The organism is Pedobacter panaciterrae, assembly GCF_013204795.1.
Taxonomy (GTDB): Bacteria; Bacteroidota; Bacteroidia; order Sphingobacteriales; family Sphingobacteriaceae; genus Pedobacter; species Pedobacter panaciterrae.
On record NZ_JABMKW010000020.1, the window covers coordinates 414,645 to 432,662 of the forward strand.

Below are 18,018 nucleotides of genomic sequence, written 5' to 3' on the forward strand. Positions count from 1 at the left end.
AAACTATAACAGCCACAATGACCAAGTCTATACTTGTATTGAAATTAGGTTCCGCTTCCATCACTACCTCTAAAGGAGAAATTGATGAAGCAATAATTGCAGATATAACCCGGCAAGTAGCAGAACTTGCTCTTAATCACCACTTAATACTGGTATCTTCAGGTGCAGTTGCAGCTGGAAAAAAATACATAAAAAATTATAAAGGTAAAATTAGTGAGCGAAAAGCTGCTGCTTCAATTGGTAATCCGCTATTGTTAAGCACTTATTCAAAACATTTTAAACCCTATAATATTTCTATTGCACAAAGTTTATGCGAGAGACAGCATTTTTCTCATAGAACTCAATTCCTTCAGCTAAAAGAAACTTACGAGGAATTATGGAAAAATGGTGTAATTCCAATTGCCAATGAAAATGATGTAGTTAGTAATTTAGAGCTAAAGTTCTCAGATAATGACGAACTTGCTACTTTATTAGGTGTTGGTTTTGGTGCCTCTCTTATCCTTTTAGGTACATCAGTTCCGGGTGTACTGGATAAAGATGGAAACGTAATTGACACAATTGAATCCATAAATAACGATGTATTCTCTTTAGCTAACAAAAATACATCTGAGGTAGGGTTGGGTGGTATGATTTCTAAACTAACCTTCGCAAACCTTGCTTCTACAATGGGAATCAAGGTCGTTATTTTTGGCGTTAGAACACCAGACGGAATACTAAAAGCAGCAAAAGGAGAGTCAGGCACTATCTGCACACCCAAAAACTGCTCAATATCTGCAAGAAATAAGTGGCTTGCAAGTGGTAGCCTGGTAACTGGTCGACTCATGGTTGATGCTGGTGCCAGTGAAGCAATTAAAAAAAGAAAAAGCTTGCTTGCTGTTGGTGTAAAATCTATTGAAGTAGATTTCGCTAATGGCGAAATATTTGAAATTATTGACGAGCAGAAAAATATTGTAGCCGTAGCACAGGCTAAAGTATCATCGAACACGATTAGTAAAAATGCTAAACAACATAACCTGGAGATAGCCAATGCCAGTGATATTGTAATATTATAATATGATAATGGAATCGATAGAAGACCAGTTAATCAGTGCACAGAATGCCAAAAAATCCATATCAACACTCAGTGATAAGGATAAGCAAAGCATAATCACCCGAATTGCACAAATTATTTCTGAGAGAAAAGAAGATATCATTGCTGAGAATTTAAAGGATCTGGAGAAGATGTCTGACACTGACCCCAAGAAGGATCGTCTTCTTTTAAATGCTGAACGAATTATTGAGCTTAGCAAAAGCCTGGTTGATGTTTCAAACCTGGAAGATCCAACCAACAAGATCCTTTCTGAAAAGACAATCGATAACGGACTTTTTATTCAAAAAAGAACGGTTCCTCTTGGTGTGGTTGGCGTAATTTATGAATCAAGACCAAATGTTACACTTGATGTAGCCGCTTTATGCATTAGATCAGGAAATGTTTGTTTACTTAGAGGGGGGCAGGATGCTTATCATACTAATTTGTTTGTAGTTTCATTGATTCAGAAGGTCCTTGCTGAAAATAACCTTGATATAAATATTGTACAACAACTTCCTGCTGAAAGAAAGTATATTTTAGATATTTTAACTGCAGAAAAATATATAGATGTAATTATCCCTAGAGGCTCCAATCAGTTGATTGAATTCGTTCGCAAAAACGCTTTAGTACCGGTAATAGAGACTGGTGCTGGTGTTTGCCATACTTATGTAGAAGAGTCGGCTAAACTTGATGATGCTGCTAAAATAGTGGTAAATGCCAAGGTTTCAAGGCCCTCCGTTTGTAATGCATTAGACACTGTTTTGGTAGATAAGGCAATTGCACAAACTTTTCTGGAAAAGCTTGCACCAATGCTGGCTGGATATAATGTTGAGATATTTGCCGATGAAGACTCTTATAGGATTTTAAAAGATCAGAATTATCCTTTAATTAATAAAGCTGAACCCGAAGATTTTGGAAGAGAGTTCCTTGATTTCAAGTGTTCTGTGAAAATTGTAAATAGTATCGATGAAGCACTTGATCATATTGCAAAGTTCTCTTCAAAACATTCTGAGGCAATTATTACGCAAAACCCTGTTAAAACTGAATTGTTTCTAAACCAGGTTGATGCGGCTGTGGTATACTTAAATGCTTCAACAAGATTTACTGATGGACAGGTTTTTGGCTTAGGAGCGGAAATTGGCATATCTACTCAGAAATTGCATGCCAGAGGGCCTTTTGCCCTTGAAAAACTAGTTACAGAAAAATGGATTGTTAAAGGTGAGGGACAAGTAAGATGAAACCAGCATCAATAAAAGACATTGCCAGCAAGGCCAATGTATCTATTACAACTGTATCCTTTATTTTAAACGGCAAAGCTGAGCAAATGCGTATTAGCAAAGCTGTTATTGAAAAGGTTAATACAATTATTAAAGAATTTGACTTTAAACCCAATCAAGTAGCCAGGAGCTTACGAACAGGAAATACGCAAACTATTGGACTGATAGTAGAAGATATATCTAACCCATTCTTTGCCAGCATTGCCCGAAAGATAGAAGATAAGGCATATAAAAAAGGTTACAAAATCAGTTACTCAAGTACTGAGAATGATCCCGTTAAGGCCAAGGAACTTATAGAGATGTTTAAGGCAAGACAAGTGGATGCCTATATTATTGCTCCTGTACCTGGCCTTGAAAGTGAAATTAAACAATTGCTGACGGAACGTATTCCAGTAGTTATATTTGATAGGAATCTTCCGGATATGGAAGTTAATTATGTTGTAGTAGACAATTTTAATGGTACTTACATCGCTACAAAACACCTTATAGATAGCGGTAAAAAGAACATTGCTTTTGTAACTGTGGATTTGCATGTAGACCAGATCAATAACCGTTTTCTGGGTTACGAAAAGGCACTTCAAGACCGTGGCATCCAGTTTAATAAAGATATTTATACTGAAATTCCTTTTGATAGCCCTGACGACAATACAACAGCACAGTTAATGCTCTTGTTTGAGAAGAATCCAGAGATTGATGCTGTCTTATTTTCAACTAACTACCTTGCAATTAAAGGTCTGTTGGTTTTAAAACTGATAAAGAAAGAAATCAATGATGATTTCAGTATTGTGGCTTACGATGATCATGATGTATTTAAATTACATACACCTCCAATTAGTGTTGTAGATCAGCCTATAGAAGAAATGGCCGAGAAGATCATCGATGTACTTTTAAATGAGCTTGCTTCGGCCAGTAATACTTTGATAAAGAAAGAGGCAAGCAAAATAATTCTGCAGCCTAAGTTTATAAAAAGGTGATTTAGAGGTGATTAAACCTCTAAATCGCTCATAATAGCCTTTACTTTCGCACTAAGTTCAGCATCAGCAGCTTTAAAGCCAGCTTTATCCTTAAGTGGTGCATTTACACTGCAATAGAATTTAATTTTAGGCTCTGTTCCTGATGGCCTGGCAGAGATAATGCTTCCATCTTCGGTTATGAACTGAAGAACATCAGATTTAGGGAATCCCAGATCTTTCTTTTCATTTGCAATTAAATCAGTTTCTATACCCAATTCGTAATCCTTTAAAGTTGCAACTTTAGAACCACCTAATGTAACAGGAGGGTTGTTTCTGAATTTCTCCATCATCGCTTTGATTTCCTCAGCGCCAGTTTTTCCTTTTTTGGTTATAGATACCAATTCTTCTTTATACAGACCATATTCTACATACATATCAAGCATAGCGTTATATAAACTGCTTCCTTTATCTTTGTAAAAAGCGGTCATTTCTGCAATAAAAGCACAAGATACAACAGCATCCTTATCTCTAACAAGCTCTCCAATAAGGTAACCATAGCTCTCTTCACCACCACCTATAAATGTTTTCTTACCTTCAAGGCTTGTCATTAAATGGCCAATCCATTTAAAGCCTGTTAAGGTATTGTAATAAGTAACATTTTTAGCCTTAGCTATTGTTTCAATTAGATTAGATGTTACTATTGTTTTAACAATATACTGATCTCCTGTAAGCTTACCTTTTTCTTCCCATGCACTTAACAGGTAATTAATTAGCAAACTACCCGTCTGGTTTCCGTTTAGGAGTACAAATTCACCATCATTATTTTTAACAGCAATACCAACTCTATCGGCATCCGGGTCTGTGGCCAGAACAAGATCCGCATCTATTTCCTGAGCTTTTTTCAAAGCAAGTGTAAGTGCTTCTTTTTCTTCAGGGTTTGGATATACTACAGTTGGAAAATTACCATCAGGGGTACTTTGTTCTTCAACCAAGGTTAAATTGGTAAAACCAAACTGCTCAAGGGCCTTAGGAACCAATGTAATTCCGGTTCCATGGATAGGGGAATATACAATTTTAAGGTCTTTTTGACGGGCAATGGCCTCTGGAGACACTGACAGTTCCGTAATTTTATCCAGATAAAGTTTATCAATTTCCTCTCCAATCAATTCAATATTGTTATCGATACGGTCGAATTTAACCTCATCAATACTTTTAATAGCAGCTACCTCATCCATAACAAGTGTATCATCTGGAGCGGTAAATTGTCCACCATCTGCACCATATGCCTTATAACCGTTATATTCTTTCGGATTATGTGAGGCAGTAAGCATCACACCGCTGCGACAGCCTAATTCACGGATCGCAAAAGACAATTCCGGGGTGGGTCTTAGTGCTTTAAAAAAATAAACGTGTATGCCGTTTGCAGAAAACACATCAGCCGTAATCTTTGCAAAATAGTCAGAGTTGTTGCGGCTATCATGCGCTACGGCAACTTTAACTTTTTCGCCCGGATATTTTTTAAGGAGATAGTTACATAAACCCTGTGTAGCAGTCCCAATTGTATACTTGTTGATCCTGTTAGATCCTGCACCCATTATCCCACGTAAACCTCCGGTACCAAATTCCAGACTTCTATAGAAAGAATCTGTAAGCTCAGTAAAGGCTTCTTTATCTAGCAATTGCTGTATTTCTTGCTTAGTTTTTTCGTCGTAATTACCATTAAGCCATTCGTTTATGGTATTTAATGTAGCTGCTTCTAATTGCATAGTTTATGATGTGTTTTTTAAGATATCTTAATGAAAAACAGTAATGTAATTGTGAAGTTTCATTAGAAAAGCCCAATTCTTATAATATTCCAAATTTTATTTCGTCAATATCATGATTATTAGCGCCGTTTTCTTTAATTTCACGCCCTAATATAAGTATATAACCAATTTGATTGAAATAATATTAACCTTTAAAATTTAAATAACTAATAATGAAACCATCAGAATTTTGATGATGGGGTTATTACCAAAAAACAATTTATAAAACTATGAGAATATTAAAGTTTGGAGGAACTTCTGTAGGAAGCCCTGAGCGGATGAAAAAATTGCTGGATATTATTAATCCGGCAGAAGAACAAATTGTAGTGCTTTCAGCAGTGTCTGGCACAACGAACAGTTTAGTAGAAATTTCAGCCAAACTTTTAAAGGAAGATAAACAGGCTGCGTTAAGTCTTATTAACGCATTGCATCAGAAATATAATGAATTTGTAGTTGAGCTTTTACCGGAAGGCGATTTTCGTGAGCAAGGACAAGAAGTAGTAAACTATCACTTTAACTTCCTTGAAACCCTTGTAAACGATCTTTTTACCCCAATTGAGGAAAAAGTAGTACTTGCACAAGGTGAATTGTTATCAACTACATTATATCATATCTATCTCAAATCTATAGGTGTTCCATCTGTATTGTTGCCTGCTTTAGATTTCATGAAAACTGATGAGGACAATGAACCTGATGTTCCTTATACCACTAAACACTTACAACCAATACTAGATCAGAACAAAGGAAATAAACTATTCATTACACAAGGATTTATCTGCAGAAACAGTTTTGGCGAAGTGGATAACCTAAGACGTGGTGGAAGTGATTATACTGCGTCTTTAATAGGAGCGGCCATACTAGCCGAGGAAGTTCAGATATGGACAGATATTGATGGTATGCATAACAACGATCCAAGGGTAGTTAAAGGCACCAAACCAATCTCCCAGCTTTCGTTTGATGAAGCGGCTGAATTAGCTTATTTTGGCGCAAAGATATTGCACCCGCAATCTGTTTTTCCGGCTCAAAAATACAAGATCCCTGTAAGGTTATTGAACACTATGGAGCCTTCAGCTTCTGGTACTTTGATTACAAACGACAGTGAAAAAGGCAAAATAAAATCAATTGCGGCTAAAGATGGTATCACCGCTATAAAAATCCAATCGAGCAGAATGTTATTGGCTTATGGTTTCTTAAGGCGTGTTTTTGAGATATTTGAGCGCTACAAAACGCCAATTGATATGATCACTACTTCTGAAGTAGCTGTTTCTGTAACTATTGATTTTACGGATAACCTTGATAAAATTATTGAAGAACTACATGATTTTGGAAGTGTAGAAGTTGATAATGATCAGTCGATTGTTTGTGTTGTAGGCGATTTCAGTGCCGAGAAGCATGGTTATGCTGCCCGTGTATTAGATTCAATTAAACATATTCCGGTGCGTATGATCTCATACGGTGGTAGTAGCTATAACATTTCATTACTAATAAATACAGCTGATAAAACTGAGGCATTAAAAAGCTTACACAACCGCTTATTTGAATAATTATCTTCTTCTAAGCCAAAAGATAATACCAGTTATAATGAAAACGAGTGCGATGAAGAGACGATTTCTTCTTTCGTACTCTTTTCCACTGATCTTTTGCTTTTTATAGTCGAGATGATTACCAAAGTAGATCAGACCCAAAACAACAATAACAATTATAAAAAGATATTTAAACATTATGTTTTCTGATAAAGATATATCGCACTTCGCAAGTTTAGAAACACCTTTCTACTTCTACGATCTTACTTTGCTGCAAAAAACGCTTAGTACCTGTGCTGATGCAGCTAAGTTATATAATTTTCATGTGCACTACGCCATGAAAGCAAACTTCAATCAGCGGGTTTTAGAAAAAATAAAGGCTACAGGCTTTGGAGCCGATTGCGTTAGTGGTGGTGAGGTAAGTAAAGCAATAGAAATCGGCTTCTCGAAAGATCAAATAGTTTTTGCTGGCGTGGGTAAATCTGACAAGGAAATTAATGGTGCTTTAGATAATGATATTTTCTGCTTTAATGTAGAATCTATTCAGGAACTTGAAGTTATTAATGAGTTAGCGGGCAAGAAAAACAAAAAAGCAAGGGTAGCCATACGTATTAATCCAAATGTAGATGCACATACTCATCACAACATCACCACTGGATTGGATGAAAATAAGTTTGGTATAAACTCATGGGATTTGCCATTATGTGCTGAAACTTTAAAAAAATCCCGTAATCTGGAGTTTATTGGGATTCACTTTCATATCGGTTCACAGATCACCAATCTTGATGTATATAAAAATCTTTGTGTACGTGTAAATGAATTTGCCGAGTGGTTCGAAGAAAGAGGCTTTACAGTAAAGGTATTAAATGTTGGCGGTGGATTAGGGATTGATTACCATAATCCGGAGCAGCAGATTCCAGACTTTGCCGCTTACTTTAAAATATTTTCAGATTTTCTTAATGTCAGATCAAATCAGGAAGTTCATTTTGAATTAGGTCGTGCATTGGTAGGACAATCTTCATCATTAATAAGCAAGGTGCTATACGTAAAGAATGGGAAGAAAAAAAACTTTATTATTCTTGATGCAGGTATGACTGAGTTAATGAGACCGGCACTTTATCAAGCTTATCATAAAATATCCAATATTTCACGGGTATCAGAACCAAATTCGGTAAAGTATGATGTAGTTGGACCCATTTGTGAAAGCACGGATTGTTTTGGCAAAGAGGTAGAATTGCCGGGAACACTTCGTGGAGATCTTATTGCTTTAAATAGTACTGGAGCTTATGGAGAAGTAATGGCTTCACATTACAATTTAAGAGAAAACATTGTGTCTGTTTACAATACAGATATTGACTAATAGTCGATTGTTTTTAAAGCAGTCGTCATTCTGAACTTATTTCAGAATGACGACTTATTCGTCAAAGAAGTCAACCAGACCTCCTAAATAGTACTCTTCAATTCCTTCTGTAAAATCTTTATAATCTTCTTCTGGAATATTGGTTTGGACAAACTCCAAAGAAGTACCTTTTTTATCTTCGTGCAGTTTAATGGTTACTATTGAAGGCTCATTATCCTCACCAAAATACCACTGTTGTACTATCCTTTTTCCGTATTCAAATTCAATGTTCTTACCAGTGATATCGCCATCCCAAAAGGAGAACTCAGTATTCGCTTCTTCTGTAAATTCAACCTCGGCACCAGTCCATAATTGTATGCTTTGTGCTTTTGTTAATGCCCAGTAAACCTCTTCAGGCGGGGCTTGTAAGTAAGTATATTTCTTAAATGTCTTCATTAATAGATTATTGATTTCCGCTGTTTATAAATTATTTAAAGGCATTTATGCCTGTTACATCCATTCCTGTAATTAATAGGTGAATATCATGTGTTCCCTCATATGTAACTACAGATTCCAGATTCATCATATGCCTCATAATTGAATATTCTCCGGTAATCCCCATACCACCAAGCATTTGTCTGGCGTTACGTGCAATGTCCAGCGCAACCTCTACACTATTTCTTTTTGCCATAGAAATTTGCTCAGCAGTCGCTCTGTTTTCGCTTTTCAATACCCCTAAGCGCCATACCAGTAACTGGCCTTTCGTAATCTCAGTAATCATTTCAGCTAACTTCTTTTGCTGCAATTGAAAGCCAGCAATAGGTTTACCAAACTGAACACGTTCTTTAGCATAGCGTAAAGCGGTATCATAGCAATCCATAGCAGCACCCAGTGCTCCCCATGCAATACCATAACGCGCCTGATTTAAACAACCCAAAGGCCCTTTAAGTCCACTTATTTCCGGGAAAATATTTTCTTTAGGTACCTTAACATTATCAAATACCAATTCACCTGTAGCTGAAGCCCGTAAACTCCATTTTCCATGTGTTTCCGGAGTTGTAAAACCTTCCATACCGCGCTCCACAACCAATCCTCTGATTTTCCCTGATTCATCCTTAGCCCAAACAACTGCAATATCTGCAAAGGGAGCATTAGAGATCCACATTTTTGCACCATTAAGTAAATAGTGGCTTCCATTATCTTTAATATTGGTTACCATTCCACCAGGATTAGATCCGTGATCCGGCTCTGTTAATCCGAAGCAGCCCATCAATTCACCAGTAGCAAGCTTAGGCAAGTACTTCTTGCGTTGTTCTTCAGTTCCGTAAGCAAAAATAGGATACATTACCAAAGAACCCTGCACAGAAGCGGTAGACCTGATGCCCGAATCTCCACGTTCTAATTCCTGCATGATGATACCGTAAGCCGTATAATCAAGTCCGGAACCGCCATATTCAACGGGAATAGTAGGACCAAAGGCACCTATTTCTCCCAACCCCTTGATGATTTGTTTAGGGAATTCCGCTTTTTGGGCATAATCTTCAATAATGGGGCTCACTTCTTTCTTAACCCAATCTCTTGCAGTGGCCCGGATCAGTTTATGTTCTTCAGAAAGCAATTCATCAAGTAAATAATAGTCGGGAGCTTCGTAAAGGTCTTTCTTGGCAGATTTATTCATTGTTTCCACTATATTTGGTTATGCAATCAGCTATTGTGCTCAAAGGTAATAATTTCGGACAAGGGCTGGTTATAACGGATAAAAAATTTAATTTCGTCAAATGATTGATACTCAAAACTATATACAGACAGTTGCTTTAAGGGATGTTAAATGTTATGCATTTCATGGTTATTACCCTGAAGAACAGCTTACTGGCATCTATTTTTCGGTTGATGTTGTGGTTACATTTACGCCCAATACAGATACAGAGAATTTGGAGCGTACGGTGAACTACGAAATATTGAACAATATCATATTGGGTGAAATGAAAAACACCCGAAAAATGCTCGAAACGGTAGTGAAAAGTATTTTGGATAGAGTGGTTGATAATTATCCATTTATACATACCGCCGAGGTTGGTATTAAAAAACTAAATCCGCCAATGCCTGGCGAAATTGGACATTCATTTGTACAATTGAGCTATCGCTCTGCAAACTCCTAAACTACGATCCTAATTTTAATAGCTAATAAAAAACACCCGAAACGACAGATGGCATTTAATAAGATTACAACCGACCTATTAGATCAGATAAAAACAATTATTGGCGCTTCAAATGTATTTACCGATGAGGAATCATTAAATACATATAGTCATGATGAGACAGAAGACCTTAGATATTATCCAGAGATTGTAGTTAAGCCAACCGATGCAAATTCAATTTCTGCTTTATTAAAGCTATGTAATAAGTATCACGTTCCTGTTACCCCACGTGGGGGTGGTACCGGACTTAGTGGGGCAGCATTACCCATATATGGAGGGGTGCTATTGTCTATGGAAAAGTTTAAAGCCATAATTGAAATAGATACGGAAAACCTTCAGGCAACTGTTGAGCCGGGCGTTATTACCGAAGACTTTATAAATGCAGTAGGCGAACACGGTCTGCTGTATCCTGTAGATCCATCAAGCAAAGGTTCTTGCTTTATAGGTGGCAATGTTGCCCACGGTTCTGGTGGCCCCAGAGTTGTTAAATATGGAACTATAAGAGAATATATTTTAAATCTTGAGGTTGTTCTGCCTACTGGCGAAATAATATGGACGGGCGCTAATACACTAAAGTATGCATCTGGTTACAATCTTACCCAAATGATGATTGGCTCTGAAGGCACGTTGGCGGTTGTTACTAAAATAGTAACAAAACTTGTTCCCAAGCCTCAGCAAAGTGTTTTAATGCTTGCTTCTTTCGGAGAGAACGAAAAGGCTTGCGCAGCAGTTTCTGCAATATTTAGAGCAGGGATTGTTCCATCAGCATTAGAGTTTATGGAAAGAAAAGGAGTGGAGTGGGTTATTAAATTTGATGACATTAAATTCAATCTAAAAGACGATGTAAACGCCTTCCTTTTAATTGAATTCGATGGCGATGATATGGATGCTATTTTTAAAGATTGCGAAAAGGTAAATCTTGTTCTTGAACAATTTGAGTGCAGCGATGTACTCTTTGCAGATACAGCCCAACAAAAGGAAGATCTATGGCGTATGCGTCGCACTATGGCAGAATCTGTTAAATCTAATTCCGTTTATAAGGAAGAAGATACGGTTGTTCCTAGAGCTGCCTTACCAAAATTGATTAATGGTATAAAAGAAATAGGATCCAGGTATGGATTTGAAAGTGTTTGTTATGGTCATGCAGGCGACGGCAACCTACATATTAACATCATTAAAGCAGGTATGAGTGATGAGGATTGGAAAAACAAACTCAAAGACGGCATCGTCGAGATATTCGAATTAACAAGTGCCCTGGGAGGAACTATATCCGGAGAACACGGTATTGGACTAGTTCAAAAAGAATTTATGCCTATAAAATACAGCGAGATTAATCTTAATCTGATGCGAGGAATAAAAAGTGTATTTGATCCTAATGGCATCCTTAATCCAGGTAAGATATTTTAAGTATAAGAGCAACTCGGTTAATTACTATCAAGTTGCTCAAAGATCATCATCTTGTTTTTTTCCTCGTCAGGGATCACTACCGAGGTTTTGGCGCGATAGTCAAAGGCTACGCACACCGTTTTTCCTTTACTGCAAACAACTTCCTCACCATTCTGCGTCTTAACCAGTAAGTATTCCAGGTCAAAACTACTCTTACCAATTCTGGAGGTACGAACGTACATGCTGATTTTATCATCGGGAAAAACCGGAATGATGTATTCCAGTGAGGCGTGGGCAATGACCACACCTGTTTTTTTCCAGTCCCATTGTACAGCCTGTTTCCAGTATTTGGCCCGGGCAATTTCCATGAAGGTAAAGTAGGTTGCGTTGTTTACATGCCCCATCATATCAAAATCAGCAAAGCGTGTTTCTATAGTCGTTTTATACTTAAAACTGTCTATTTGGTTTACTATATCTGCCGTTTTGTCTTGCTTAGTTGTTTTGTTGCGCCAAAATGTCTTTAAAATCATAAAAAATGGGGTTGGTATGGGACTTGATTATACGGTTTATATAAAATTTAAATTAAAAAATAGGAGAACATAAACGATGACACTAGTAAAATTTAACAACAGAACCAGAAACACCGCACCTTACTTTAACAATGTATTTGACTCTTTGTTTAGTGAAGCCATAAATAAAAACTTAACGATTAACAAAGTGCCGGGCGTAAACATTTTAGAAACCGAAACCGAGTATAAAATTGAAATCGCTGCGCCGGGTTTAACTAAAGAAGATTTTCAAATCAACTTAAAAAAAGACACACTTTCTGTTTGGGCCGAGAAAAAAACAAGCGAAACAGAAGAGAAAAAAGATTACACACGCAGAGAGTTTGATTACTTCTCATTTGCCAGATCCTTTGTATTACCTGAAAGCGTAAATGCAGATAACATTACTGCTGAATATGTGAACGGGATTTTAAATATCACGATTGGAAAAGACGAAGTGAAATCTCAAAACAAAGAAATTAAAGTTTCATAATTAGGTTAGAGTTTGGTTTTTTTAGGTAGATAAGGGTGCGCCGGAGGGTGCACCCTTTCTTTTTGCGGTGCGCTTATTACTTAAATATTTTCTTACGGGAATATCATAAACTACCATTATCAGGTATGCTGCCCCGGTAAGTAGAATTAGTCCGGCAACAATTATCCACGTAAGTTGCATGGAGCTTACCTTATGACTGGTGTAGTAATTCCCGAACATCCACAACACGGCATAATGTGTCATGTATAATGGATAAGAAATCTTACCTGAAAAGACACAAAACTTTTTAAGGCCAGGAGCCAATATAGCACCTGCACCCAACGCGATCAGCAATGGGAAATAAAATAGTACGATGAAAGGTTCGGATAACCAATTCCATTTTGAGGATGGCATTAAAAAGGCCAGAAATAATAATATGGCCAGGCTAATAAATCCCAGCTTGTTCTTGATGATCCAGTTGGAACGGTAAATAAGCAATCCTGCTAAAAAAGAATATGATATCCGGGCAGCCCCATCCCAAAAGGTTGGACCGCTCCAACCACCCAATAAATTTCCTGAGCGATAACTGACCAGGCAAATCGCTGCCGCTGCAAGTACGGTTAACAATAGCAGATAGCTGCGTTTAATGTTATAAAGTACAAATGCGTAAACGATATTAGCTATATATTCCCAAAATAAAGACCATGATGGTGCATTGAAGCTGAACAGGTTAAATCCACGATCTTCTATTATAGGCAAGGGGATAAGCAATAACGAACACAAAAACGTAAGGATGATCTTACCAGTATTATACAATTCTGGATGACCTCCAAATGGATCGAACAAAAACGCCAGCAAGCCTAATATCGATCCGGCTATAACTAGCGGGTGCAACCTGATAATCCTTGATTTAAAAAACTCGAGAACTCCCATTTTTCCTATACGATCGTCGTAGGCATACCCTATTACAAATCCAGAAAGGCAGAAGAAGAAATCGACAGCTAAAAAACCGTGCCCAATAAAGTTCTGGCCAGGATCGGTGTAAGCCCACTCCATAAAATGAAATATTACAACAGCCCATGCAGCAATGCCCCTCAATCCATCGAGAATTTCAAAGTGCTGTTTTGTTTGAAGAATTGTGGTGGTGGTTTTGTTCGTATCCATTTATTATATATCCTGCCAGGCTAAATTTATGCGGCAATAGCCCCTGATTTGTTAGTGCCCCAAGATATTTAAAATTAATAGCCCAGCCAAATTTACAACGAGCCGAACAGAATAATTATGCAACACCTATCTAATGCCCGTGAATTTAGGAGCAGATTCTCTTTTGATAAAGAGCAACAAAATTGCCTGTCCCCTAAACAGGAAAGGCTGCTAAAGAATAACCAAGCTCTCAGGAAGGCCGCTAATGAATAAATAAGTAAGCAGCTTTGCATTTTTACCCGTTTCAATTAGTCTGCACACTAGCTTATGTATCGCCATTAGTTGTTTTTGTGCTCTGATGAGCAGCGTTGAGTTTGCGTCATCTGGCCGGACTGACCGCAAGATCAATTCCAGATATTGGGAAACACTTGCCAACGTAGTTTTAAACTCCTGGCTGGCCAGGTCGGTGAATTCTTGCTCATTTATACTAAGTTCTTTTACTTGCTCAAGTAGCTTCAGCAATTGAAGCTCCGCGTTTTTTTGTTCAGCTATGCCTATAAGCGTGTTAACGGCTCCGCACAGCTGGCCCTGATCGTTAAATAAAAGAACCGGATGCTCAAATACACTTTTTCTGGAACCATCAGGACGTTCAAGGGTGGTTTCGGTCCCGTTAGCCTGTGAACCTTCGCTCAATGCTACTGCCATTGGGCAGCTGTCAAGTGCCATGGGTTCGCCATTAGTATAAAAAACCTTCCGCGATCCACACCAAAGATCCTTGTTTAGCTCAGGTTCCCTTCCCCAAAGCATCGCTGCAGCCTGATTGTAGGAGGTAATGTATCCTGAAGAGTCGCAGGTATATACTGCAACAGGCAGCCGCTCAAAAAGTTCAACTGCAAGCGGGCCTGGCCCGAATATGGTCTTGGATTGTGTGCTCGAAAGCTCCGAGTGCATGGCATTTGTTCTCATAATTAAATTTAACTTTTACAAAACTAATTACCAACTATTCCGGCAATTCGTCACTCGATAATTACAAAAATTACAAAGCGACTCACAAAATTTCTCACAAATATTAAACAATTGCCAGGGTCCCTTTCGGAATTAAGGGGCAACTGTTTCTATTGGCGGAACATCCCCTTCATTTTTATCCTGACCGGGTTCAGTATTTTCGGAATCAGCATCTTCAGTGCCGCTGGCATCAGATTTATCTTTCTCCTGAATATCTTCCGGACTGTCTTTTTGATCAGCTTGAGAGGCGTCCTCAGTACTCGGAGGAATGACTTTTCGGTCATTAGGAGTCCCTTCCTTTTCTGTGTCCGGAGTTACTGTTTCAATTTGTGCCCCTGCGTCTTCAGTTGGTTTGGGATGTATATTATCATGATCTTTGTCTGTACTGCTGCTAAAATTTTCCATTTTTCTTTTTTTTAGTATAAGATTAACAATTGCAGCACTCACATGTTTGGCTTCTTTCAATAAAAGCTTTTGATCAGATGATTAAATGTTTACTATAGGCCTAGGTATTTCGCAGGTAATCCCTGCTTAGTTTAAATTCGTAAATTGCAAGCAGTATGCAAGAGCACACCAAAGAACATTACAATAGACTTGTGCGGCACATCGAACGCCGGATCGGTCTCGACAGCCAGGAGAAGGATTATATTTGCTCGTTCTTTAAGATACGTAAGTTACTTCCCAAACAATACTTGCTTGCACAAGGAGAGCTATGCCGTTATGAGAGCTATGTATCTGAAGGCTTTCTCCGGTCCTTTTATGTAGATAGCAGGGGTGATGAGCACACCTTGCATTTCGCCCTGGAAGACTGGTGGATATCGGATTTGACCAGCTTTTTAAAGCAACAGCCAGCAAGCCGGAATATCATTAGCCTTGAGGGGTCTGTGCTGCTGCAGATAGACCTGGAGGGCCGGGAGAGATTGATGGAGAACGTACCGAAAATGGAACGTTTCTGGCGGATATTAAATGAAAGTTCCAGTATGGCCCAAGATCAGCGTTTGCTGAATTCCATCAGCATGTCGGGCAAAGAAAGGTATCTTGCGTTGTTGGATCTTTATCCACATATCGAACAAAGGCTACCTCAAAAGCATATTGCTTCATTTCTGGGCATCACACCTGTATTTTTGAGCCAGATACGGAAAGAGATTGCTAAAAAATAAAAGAAACGGAGACAACGTCTCCGTTGACTTACATGCTTACTTCCAGATCGCAGCATTATCGGCAACTGCAATTGCTTCTATTTCAATAAGGGCATCTTTGGAAAATAGAGAAGAGACTTCCATAATTGTATCAGCAGGGTATGGCTCGCAGAAGTATCTGCCGCGGAGCTCTACTATCTTTTCAAAATTGGCCATATCACGCAGCAATATGGTTACCTTGACAAGGTTCTTAAAACTTGAGCCACCTGCTTTGAGTACCTTTTCAAGGTTCTCAAAGGTTTTTTTTGCCTGCGCATCAAAGTCGCCCAGACCGATCAGCTTGCCGTCATCATCAATAGCGGTCTGGCCCGAAATAAATAGCAAATCTCCCACGCGATGTCCCTGAGCCAAGCGGAAAGGAGCATAGGTGTCAGGCGTAATTTTAATTTGTGAAATTTCCATTTTCTTGTGTTTGTTACTCATCATTCCATTATGTTAATTACCAATAAAGGTAGTTTTGCTTAAACTGTCTTCCATTAAACTATTTTAATAAATGGCATTAAACTATTTTAACATGTAGTGTCAGGTCGCTTTGTTTAAAAGACCTGTTAACTTTCTTTGGTTGAGAAGGTGTGATATGCTTAACTTTATCGAGTATGACACGACAAAAAAACAGACTGATTCTTTTTCTTCCGGCTATAATTTTAATCCTAAATGAATTGGTCCGGACTTTTTTAAGGCCAATGTATGGACGAAAAGAATATGGATTAGTTAGCGAAACATTAGGATGGTTACCTAATTTTCTTGCACCGTTAGCTTTTATGTCAATTGCAATAGTAATAATTATTCTAGTGGAAGGCTCATCTGATAAACTCGTTTCAAAGAAATCCAAACTATTATTGTTATTTGCATTTGCCATCACCGGCTTAACAGGATTTCTTGTACACGAAATAACACAAAAGGGAACCGGCCTTACATTTGATGTCAATGATATTTATGCAACCATAGCAGGAGTGTTTTTTGGGGCCTATTTATTCTATATTATTCTTTTAAATAAGAAACGTAAATCAGCTCCGCGATTACAATAGCTATTATACCTGTTTAATTTTTATTTAGATTGATGAGCAGCGATCTGATATAAATCCCCGCCGGAGTAAGCATTTCCTGTGACCAACCTCCCGATATCGGGGCACCGGGTAAAAGCAGCGCAGTGGTCTCTTTTTTATCGGTCAGGTTCCAATTTGCGGAACTTAGTTTATGCTGTTCCATCCAATTCACCCACTTGTCACTTTTTTGTACATCAAACACTCCATTTCCATTTGCTTCTCCAACACCCCATTCCGTTACCATAATTGGTAGCTCAAGACCAAGTGCTAAATTTGCTTTGTTCATAAGTTTATCCTGATGATCAGGATCGGATGCATAGAAATGAAATGAATAAGCAATATTCTTGAAGCCTTTTATGGGATCTTTGGCTGCGATATCAATGTCCTGATCCCAGTTAGGGCTACCTATCACAATAATGTTTTCTTTGTCATTTTTACGTATTTCAGCTATAACTTCTAATGCATAGTCCTTCACCACTTTCCACTCTACACGCTCAGGCTCATTCCATATTTCGTATATAATATTAGGAACCCCTGAATATTTTGCCGACATCTTTTTAAAAAAGGATTTTGCTTCGTTTATGTTCACGTTGGCATGATGATCGTGCCAATCTATTAAAACATATATACCTTCTTTGATCGCCGCATCAACAACTGCTGTAATGAGTCTTTCTTGTCCATCAGGATCTTTCAAATACCCACTATCTGGTTCAACAGCCATAGCAACACGCAATAAGCTGATCTTGAAATCTTTCTTTAGCCAGGTTACAACTTCCGGGTTATAATATTTTCTTCCTCCCCATGCGCTCCACGATAAACTTATTCCTCTCAATTGAGGTGGTTTGTTGTAGCTATTCAAAATTTTACCATCTCGAACTTTTAAAGCGCCATGTAAATTCACTGCATTAGCGGACTGTGCCTTGCAAAATGTTACTGACCAAAATAAAAGCATCACTATTCCTGAAATTTTGATCGTACAATGTTTATTTGCTGCCATATAGGTATTTTATGAAGTCACAAGTTAGCCATTTACCGGGATCCTTTTGATAAAAAATGGT

Annotated in this window: 19 protein-coding genes; 10 read left to right on the forward strand and 9 right to left on the reverse strand. The window is 38.0% G+C overall.

Going from position 1 to position 18,018, the window contains the following annotated elements; all coding sequences use genetic code 11:
* The first annotated feature begins 17 nt into the window (after positions 1 to 17).
* The 3 genes from proB to HQN86_RS20615 are packed head-to-tail and all read left to right on the forward strand — an operon-like array spanning position 18 to position 3,320.
* Complete coding sequence (gene proB / locus HQN86_RS20605; protein WP_172662774.1) at positions 18 to 1,052, forward strand: glutamate 5-kinase; 1,035 nt, start codon at positions 18 to 20, stop codon at positions 1,050 to 1,052.
* Between the two features lie 7 nt (positions 1,053 to 1,059).
* Entirely contained in the window at positions 1,060 to 2,307 is a 1,248-nt protein-coding gene (locus HQN86_RS20610) for a glutamate-5-semialdehyde dehydrogenase (RefSeq protein WP_172662775.1), read from the forward strand.
* Positions 2,304 to 3,320 (forward strand): LacI family DNA-binding transcriptional regulator, encoded by a 1,017-nt coding sequence (locus HQN86_RS20615; RefSeq protein ID WP_172662776.1) that lies wholly within the window; start codon positions 2,304 to 2,306, stop codon positions 3,318 to 3,320. The genes HQN86_RS20610 and HQN86_RS20615 overlap by 4 nt, the downstream gene beginning before the upstream one ends.
* A gap of 11 nt (positions 3,321 to 3,331) precedes the next feature.
* Here the strand turns inward: HQN86_RS20615 and HQN86_RS20620 are convergent, their stop codons facing one another.
* A complete protein-coding gene (locus tag HQN86_RS20620; protein ID WP_172662777.1) occupies positions 3,332 to 5,065 on the reverse strand; it encodes a phospho-sugar mutase in 1,734 nt (577 codons plus the stop codon).
* A 269-nt stretch (positions 5,066 to 5,334) separates the two neighbouring features.
* Between HQN86_RS20620 and HQN86_RS20625 the strand changes: the two genes are divergently transcribed.
* Positions 5,335 to 6,648: an aspartate kinase gene (locus HQN86_RS20625; RefSeq protein WP_172662778.1), complete on the forward strand. Its 1,314-nt coding sequence runs from the start codon at positions 5,335 to 5,337 to the stop codon at positions 6,646 to 6,648.
* A gap of 178 nt (positions 6,649 to 6,826) precedes the next feature.
* Positions 6,827 to 7,987: a diaminopimelate decarboxylase gene (gene lysA / locus HQN86_RS20630; protein WP_172662779.1), complete on the forward strand. Its 1,161-nt coding sequence runs from the start codon at positions 6,827 to 6,829 to the stop codon at positions 7,985 to 7,987.
* A gap of 54 nt (positions 7,988 to 8,041) precedes the next feature.
* Here lysA and HQN86_RS20635 read toward each other — a convergent pair whose 3' ends face one another.
* Together HQN86_RS20635 and HQN86_RS20640 are read right to left on the reverse strand one after the other, a co-directional pair.
* Positions 8,042 to 8,422, reverse strand: coding sequence for an SRPBCC domain-containing protein (locus tag HQN86_RS20635; protein ID WP_172662780.1), 381 nt, complete (start codon positions 8,420 to 8,422; stop codon positions 8,042 to 8,044).
* A gap of 31 nt (positions 8,423 to 8,453) precedes the next feature.
* The gene (locus HQN86_RS20640) at positions 8,454 to 9,644 is read right to left on the reverse strand and encodes an acyl-CoA dehydrogenase family protein (RefSeq protein WP_172662781.1); all 1,191 of its coding nucleotides are present in this window, start codon (positions 9,642 to 9,644) and stop codon (positions 8,454 to 8,456) included.
* Between the two features lie 100 nt (positions 9,645 to 9,744).
* Between HQN86_RS20640 and HQN86_RS20645 the strand changes: the two genes are divergently transcribed.
* Positions 9,745 to 10,125 carry a dihydroneopterin aldolase gene (locus tag HQN86_RS20645; RefSeq protein ID WP_172662782.1) on the forward strand — a complete coding sequence of 127 codons (381 nt, stop codon included), beginning with the start codon at positions 9,745 to 9,747 and terminating at the stop codon, positions 10,123 to 10,125.
* A gap of 48 nt (positions 10,126 to 10,173) precedes the next feature.
* Positions 10,174 to 11,571, forward strand: a complete 1,398-nt coding sequence (locus tag HQN86_RS20650) for an FAD-binding oxidoreductase (protein WP_172662783.1) — start codon at positions 10,174 to 10,176, stop codon at positions 11,569 to 11,571.
* 17 nt (positions 11,572 to 11,588) lie between these two features.
* On the opposite strand, the gene HQN86_RS20655 is transcribed toward HQN86_RS20650, so the two are convergent.
* A complete protein-coding gene (locus HQN86_RS20655) occupies positions 11,589 to 12,080 on the reverse strand; it encodes an acyl-CoA thioesterase (RefSeq protein WP_172662784.1) in 492 nt (163 codons plus the stop codon).
* 76 nt (positions 12,081 to 12,156) lie between these two features.
* On the opposite strand from HQN86_RS20655, the gene HQN86_RS20660 reads away from it, so the two are divergent.
* On the forward strand, positions 12,157 to 12,588 hold the full coding sequence (locus tag HQN86_RS20660; RefSeq protein WP_172662785.1) for an Hsp20/alpha crystallin family protein: 432 nt from the start codon (positions 12,157 to 12,159) through the stop codon (positions 12,586 to 12,588).
* A 21-nt stretch (positions 12,589 to 12,609) separates the two neighbouring features.
* Here the strand turns inward: HQN86_RS20660 and HQN86_RS20665 are convergent, their stop codons facing one another.
* The 3 genes from HQN86_RS20665 to HQN86_RS20675 form a co-directional block, all read right to left on the reverse strand.
* The gene (locus tag HQN86_RS20665) at positions 12,610 to 13,731 is read right to left on the reverse strand and encodes an acyltransferase family protein (protein WP_172662786.1); all 1,122 of its coding nucleotides are present in this window, start codon (positions 13,729 to 13,731) and stop codon (positions 12,610 to 12,612) included.
* 210 nt (positions 13,732 to 13,941) lie between these two features.
* The gene (locus HQN86_RS20670) at positions 13,942 to 14,676 is read right to left on the reverse strand and encodes a hypothetical protein (protein WP_172662787.1); all 735 of its coding nucleotides are present in this window, start codon (positions 14,674 to 14,676) and stop codon (positions 13,942 to 13,944) included.
* 132 nt (positions 14,677 to 14,808) lie between these two features.
* Complete coding sequence (locus HQN86_RS20675) at positions 14,809 to 15,120, reverse strand: hypothetical protein (protein WP_172662788.1); 312 nt, start codon at positions 15,118 to 15,120, stop codon at positions 14,809 to 14,811.
* Between the two features lie 191 nt (positions 15,121 to 15,311).
* On the opposite strand from HQN86_RS20675, the gene HQN86_RS20680 reads away from it, so the two are divergent.
* On the forward strand, positions 15,312 to 15,875 hold the full coding sequence (locus tag HQN86_RS20680; RefSeq protein WP_317171725.1) for a Crp/Fnr family transcriptional regulator: 564 nt from the start codon (positions 15,312 to 15,314) through the stop codon (positions 15,873 to 15,875).
* A 36-nt stretch (positions 15,876 to 15,911) separates the two neighbouring features.
* Here HQN86_RS20680 and HQN86_RS20685 read toward each other — a convergent pair whose 3' ends face one another.
* Positions 15,912 to 16,340, reverse strand: a complete 429-nt coding sequence (locus HQN86_RS20685) for a RidA family protein (protein ID WP_216854470.1) — start codon at positions 16,338 to 16,340, stop codon at positions 15,912 to 15,914.
* 170 nt (positions 16,341 to 16,510) lie between these two features.
* On the opposite strand from HQN86_RS20685, the gene HQN86_RS20690 reads away from it, so the two are divergent.
* Complete coding sequence (locus HQN86_RS20690) at positions 16,511 to 16,942, forward strand: hypothetical protein (protein ID WP_172662790.1); 432 nt, start codon at positions 16,511 to 16,513, stop codon at positions 16,940 to 16,942.
* A gap of 13 nt (positions 16,943 to 16,955) precedes the next feature.
* Here HQN86_RS20690 and HQN86_RS20695 read toward each other — a convergent pair whose 3' ends face one another.
* Positions 16,956 to 17,957, reverse strand: a complete 1,002-nt coding sequence (locus HQN86_RS20695) for a glycoside hydrolase family 5 protein (RefSeq protein ID WP_246269699.1) — start codon at positions 17,955 to 17,957, stop codon at positions 16,956 to 16,958.
* Between the last annotated feature and the right edge of the window lie 61 nt (positions 17,958 to 18,018).

Coding starts and splice junctions, on each gene's coding strand:
- HQN86_RS20690 (WP_172662790.1), top strand. CDS start 16,511: ATGACACGACAAAAAAACAGACTGATTCTTTTTCTTCCGGCTATAATT.
- lysA (WP_172662779.1), top strand. CDS start 6,827: ATGTTTTCTGATAAAGATATATCGCACTTCGCAAGTTTAGAAACACCT.
- HQN86_RS20695 (WP_246269699.1), bottom strand. CDS start 17,957: ATGGCAGCAAATAAACATTGTACGATCAAAATTTCAGGAATAGTGATG.
- HQN86_RS20610 (WP_172662775.1), top strand. CDS start 1,060: ATGGAATCGATAGAAGACCAGTTAATCAGTGCACAGAATGCCAAAAAA.
- HQN86_RS20620 (WP_172662777.1), bottom strand. CDS start 5,065: ATGCAATTAGAAGCAGCTACATTAAATACCATAAACGAATGGCTTAAT.
- HQN86_RS20625 (WP_172662778.1), top strand. CDS start 5,335: ATGAGAATATTAAAGTTTGGAGGAACTTCTGTAGGAAGCCCTGAGCGG.
- proB (WP_172662774.1), top strand. CDS start 18: ATGACCAAGTCTATACTTGTATTGAAATTAGGTTCCGCTTCCATCACT.
- HQN86_RS20635 (WP_172662780.1), bottom strand. CDS start 8,422: ATGAAGACATTTAAGAAATATACTTACTTACAAGCCCCGCCTGAAGAG.
- HQN86_RS20640 (WP_172662781.1), bottom strand. CDS start 9,644: ATGAATAAATCTGCCAAGAAAGACCTTTACGAAGCTCCCGACTATTAT.
- HQN86_RS20670 (WP_172662787.1), bottom strand. CDS start 14,676: ATGAGAACAAATGCCATGCACTCGGAGCTTTCGAGCACACAATCCAAG.
- HQN86_RS20645 (WP_172662782.1), top strand. CDS start 9,745: ATGATTGATACTCAAAACTATATACAGACAGTTGCTTTAAGGGATGTT.
- HQN86_RS20665 (WP_172662786.1), bottom strand. CDS start 13,731: ATGGATACGAACAAAACCACCACCACAATTCTTCAAACAAAACAGCAC.
- HQN86_RS20660 (WP_172662785.1), top strand. CDS start 12,157: ATGACACTAGTAAAATTTAACAACAGAACCAGAAACACCGCACCTTAC.
- HQN86_RS20615 (WP_172662776.1), top strand. CDS start 2,304: ATGAAACCAGCATCAATAAAAGACATTGCCAGCAAGGCCAATGTATCT.
- HQN86_RS20685 (WP_216854470.1), bottom strand. CDS start 16,340: ATGATGAGTAACAAACACAAGAAAATGGAAATTTCACAAATTAAAATT.
- HQN86_RS20655 (WP_172662784.1), bottom strand. CDS start 12,080: ATGATTTTAAAGACATTTTGGCGCAACAAAACAACTAAGCAAGACAAA.
- HQN86_RS20675 (WP_172662788.1), bottom strand. CDS start 15,120: ATGGAAAATTTTAGCAGCAGTACAGACAAAGATCATGATAATATACAT.
- HQN86_RS20650 (WP_172662783.1), top strand. CDS start 10,174: ATGGCATTTAATAAGATTACAACCGACCTATTAGATCAGATAAAAACA.